Consider the following 3,389-nt stretch of genomic DNA (forward strand, 5'->3'; position numbering starts at 1 on the left):
GGAAGTACATCAAAGTTAAAGGTACTCGCAATGTCTAATTGTCGCTTTGGGTACCTACACCCGACGAGCCTTTCATCCCTGCGGTAATTCCCAACGGGGTAGTTCGCGCAGCGCTCAGATTAATCCCCTCTAAATATACCGAGGGACTTCCCGGCTGGTAGTTAAAAACTTTTTGAATCGGCGCGGGTTTAAGATGAAATATTTGTCAGTTGCGGATAGTATTTGTACAAAACCAGCCCCCGCTAGCGAGAGTTTTGAGCTGATGAATCGATCGACTGTAACCCCTGTTGAAATTTTACATCGGTGGCAAGGCGGCGTTAGCGCGATCGCTTCCGACTTCGATCACCTGGCAAGTTGGGAACTTGCGGATGATGTGCGATCGCGCGCTTTTGGCATTACTCCCGATAATGCAGCCGATGTTGTCCGCTGCAAAACCGATTTATTCTTTTCTCTTCTTGACGAACTGCATACTTTCCCCCTAAAGTCAACTGTTTTCCTCGAAACTTTGTGGAATCTTTGGCTGCCACTGGCAATGCAATTATCGACTGCCAAACAAAGTTTAAACCGTCCTTTAATTCAAGGAATTTTAGGAGGGCAAGGAACGGGAAAAACTACTTTATGCCAAGTTTTGAGGCTGATTCTGGGAAAATTGGGATATTCTACTGTCAGCCTTTCTTTAGACGATATTTATAAGACTTATGCCGATCGCCAACAACTCCAAAAAGCAGACCCGCGTTTAATTTGGCGCGGCCCCCCCGGCACTCACGATATTGACTTGGGAATCGCAGTTTTAGACAAGTTGCGCGGTTCTCAAACTCGCGAATTAGCAGCAGTTGACAATCCCCAATCTGATGCCATAAAACCGGATATAATTAAAAATATAGAAATTCCCCGGTTTGACAAATCTGCCTACGGAGGTGCAGGAGATAGAAGTCAACCCGAAATTATTTCCGGTGCGGATATTGTACTTTTTGAAGGTTGGTTTGTCGGCGTCAATCCGGTGGTTGATGCCAAATTGAACGAGTTTTTGGCGGCTGCACCGTTTCCGATTTCCACAGAGGGCGACTGTCAGTTTGCCCGCGATATGAATGCAAAGCTGCACGACTATCTGCCGCTGTGGAACCGATTAGATCGATTGATGGTTTTGTATCCCCAAGATTATCGCATTTCTCAAGTGTGGCGCAATCAGGCGGAACGGGAAATGATGGCTGCGGGGAAGTCGGGAATGTCAGAAGCCGAAATTAATCGGTTTGTCGAATATTTCTGGAAAGCGCTGCATCCTGAGTTATTTATTAAGTCGATGGTGGAGGGCGATCGGGTGGATTTGGTAATTGAAATTATGAGCGATCGCACTGTCGGTAAAATCTGTCGGGCGATCGACTTAAATTTAAGCGATTAGGGAGAGTTAAAATTAACGCTTTAAGGACACAACATTGTTGTGTCCCTACCTTATTGCAGCCTTTAAGGACACAACATTGTTGTGTCCCTACTGTATTGCAGCTTATCGTGCATTCAATTGAGAACTCAGGACTTATGCAAAAAGTGGTTTGACGCGCGAATTAGAGGGGTAAGGCGCGCCATAAGCACCCTACAATACAGAGGTTTTGCATCGAGGATGGAGAATTTTTAAATTAACTGCCGGGAGTACCAAGATCGATCGCTTTCTGGATCAAATCGTCGGTAACTTCGCCCGGTGTACCTGCAGGCGTAATGTCGTGAGCCATCGAACGAAAAGCATCGGGATTGCCGCTTGAATCGGCAGGCAGTGGGATCTCTGTAGGAGCGGGAATATCAAATTTAGGTGCAGTTGCAGCGGCGGCAGCTTCGGCGCCGGCACCCGTGCGATCGATGTCACTAACGCTGAATTCTTTTGAAGCTTCGTAGTCTGCTGATACATTAACGGTCGGCAACTTTTGTTCTCCAGCTTCCGCGCTTTCAGTGATCTGCTGAGCGTCAAAGTTTTCAATGTTATTGACTTCTGTATTGATTTCAGACATAGCCGACTCCTTGCTAGTTTTATTTAACAATTCACTGTATCAATTATTACTTATATCCCAGGCTTTTTCATCTACCCGCAGATGTATCGTTGGCTTCTATCTTAAGGATGATTTATCCTAGGGTGGTGTCTTAACATTACACGAGTTTCTTAAAATAATGCAGCTTGAGGCAACCTCCAAACCCATACATACTAAGCCATTCTCGATTGTTTAATCTCAAATCTCAAATCTCAAATCTCAAATCGTATTACCTCTAGGGGATGGTGACTTGCACTTACAAATCTTGATACTTATATATTCTGGAAGCATTTTAAGGAATTTGATTTATGAACTCACCCGCCGCGACCAATCCTCACTCTCTCTCCAACGACACTCAAAACATCGTTCAGACAATCAACGGGTTGGGTACAGATGAAAAGCTGGCGCTGCTCTACTTTGTTTATGAAAAAATGGGAGATTCAGTTACACCAGCAGCTCCCGCCGCTGCCGACCCACAATTAGCTCCCATGCTGCTGGATGATTTTTACAAGCTTTCCCATGACCAACAACTGAATATAATGCGAGGTATTGTCAACGGCGACGACACGCCGTATTCTCACGCTTACGGAGCTTTAACTGCTAACAATCAGTTGGTGGTTTGGTATGCTTGGGCTATTGGTATGGGGGAAACAATTGTCGATATCCCCGAAGGATATGAGGCAACTGAGGCTGTCAATGGGGTGTTGGGTCAAATTGAAGGTCTTGAGTTTGAACAACAAATTACAGTGCTGCGCGACGTAGCTAATACTATGGGCTACACCGATGTTAAACCAATTGCTACTCAGGCGGAAGTAGGGAAAACTTCTAGTCTTTAGATAATAGTCTGCTGTTGCAACCTATCCTACACAAACTCTCCTCCTAGCAGAGAGGGACTCAAGAATAAAGGAATTACCCAAAACCTCTATATGTAGGGTGCGCCGAGGCGCACCCTACCGCTATAATTAGTAGTTGACATACTCCCGGGCCTTCAGGCGAGGGGATTCTAAGCTCAAACAGCAATTGCAGGCATAGCCTGTCTAACATCACCTAACTTAACGGTTGATGCCCCACCAAGGAAAACAAGCAAGTTATTTTTAGCTGCATTCTCGTCTCTATCATTCACCTTTTGACAGGACGGACAGCGCCATTCACGAACTGACAGATCCAACTCTTTCAGAACGTGTCCACAATGGGAACAAGTCTTACTAGATGGATACCAACGATCAATGAAAACTACTTGTTTTCCTTTCTTGTTGGCAACCCATTCGAGAATTTGGAGAAATTCGCCGAATGCCAGGTCTGAGATTTTACGTCCCCAAAGTCGTTGCATTCCTTTTAGATTCAACGTCTCAAAGCACAGCACGTCGAACTTAT

Annotated in this window: 4 protein-coding genes; 2 read left to right on the forward strand and 2 right to left on the reverse strand. The window is 45.4% G+C overall.

Annotation, left to right across the window (positions count from 1 at the left end):
- Positions 1-262 precede the first annotated feature (262 nt).
- Positions 263-1,399 carry a glycerate kinase gene (locus QUB12_RS36875; protein WP_333147795.1) on the forward strand — a complete coding sequence of 379 codons (1,137 nt, stop codon included), beginning with the start codon at positions 263-265 and terminating at the stop codon, positions 1,397-1,399.
- 232 nt (positions 1,400-1,631) lie between these two features.
- Here QUB12_RS36875 and QUB12_RS36880 read toward each other — a convergent pair whose 3' ends face one another.
- On the reverse strand, positions 1,632-1,997 hold the full coding sequence (locus QUB12_RS36880) for a hypothetical protein (RefSeq protein ID WP_333147793.1): 366 nt from the start codon (positions 1,995-1,997) through the stop codon (positions 1,632-1,634).
- A 326-nt stretch (positions 1,998-2,323) separates the two neighbouring features.
- On the opposite strand from QUB12_RS36880, the gene QUB12_RS36885 reads away from it, so the two are divergent.
- A complete protein-coding gene (locus QUB12_RS36885; RefSeq protein ID WP_333147791.1) occupies positions 2,324-2,851 on the forward strand; it encodes an orange carotenoid protein N-terminal domain-containing protein in 528 nt (175 codons plus the stop codon).
- Between the two features lie 173 nt (positions 2,852-3,024).
- On the opposite strand, the gene QUB12_RS36890 is transcribed toward QUB12_RS36885, so the two are convergent.
- The coding region (locus QUB12_RS36890) for an RNA-guided endonuclease TnpB family protein (RefSeq protein WP_333311043.1) at positions 3,025-3,389 on the reverse strand (365 nt) is incomplete at its 5' end.

Source organism: Microcoleus sp. B7-D4 (assembly GCF_036705125.1).
In the GTDB taxonomy this organism is placed as follows: Bacteria; Cyanobacteriota; Cyanobacteriia; order Cyanobacteriales; family Microcoleaceae; genus Microcoleus.

What these genes read in the sequence shown, in the direction of transcription:
- QUB12_RS36875 (WP_333147795.1), top strand. Translation starts at nt 263, where the DNA reads ATGAATCGATCGACTGTAACCCCTGTTGAAATTTTACATCGGTGGCAA.
- QUB12_RS36880 (WP_333147793.1), bottom strand. Translation starts at nt 1,997, where the DNA reads ATGTCTGAAATCAATACAGAAGTCAATAACATTGAAAACTTTGACGCT.
- QUB12_RS36885 (WP_333147791.1), top strand. Translation starts at nt 2,324, where the DNA reads ATGAACTCACCCGCCGCGACCAATCCTCACTCTCTCTCCAACGACACT.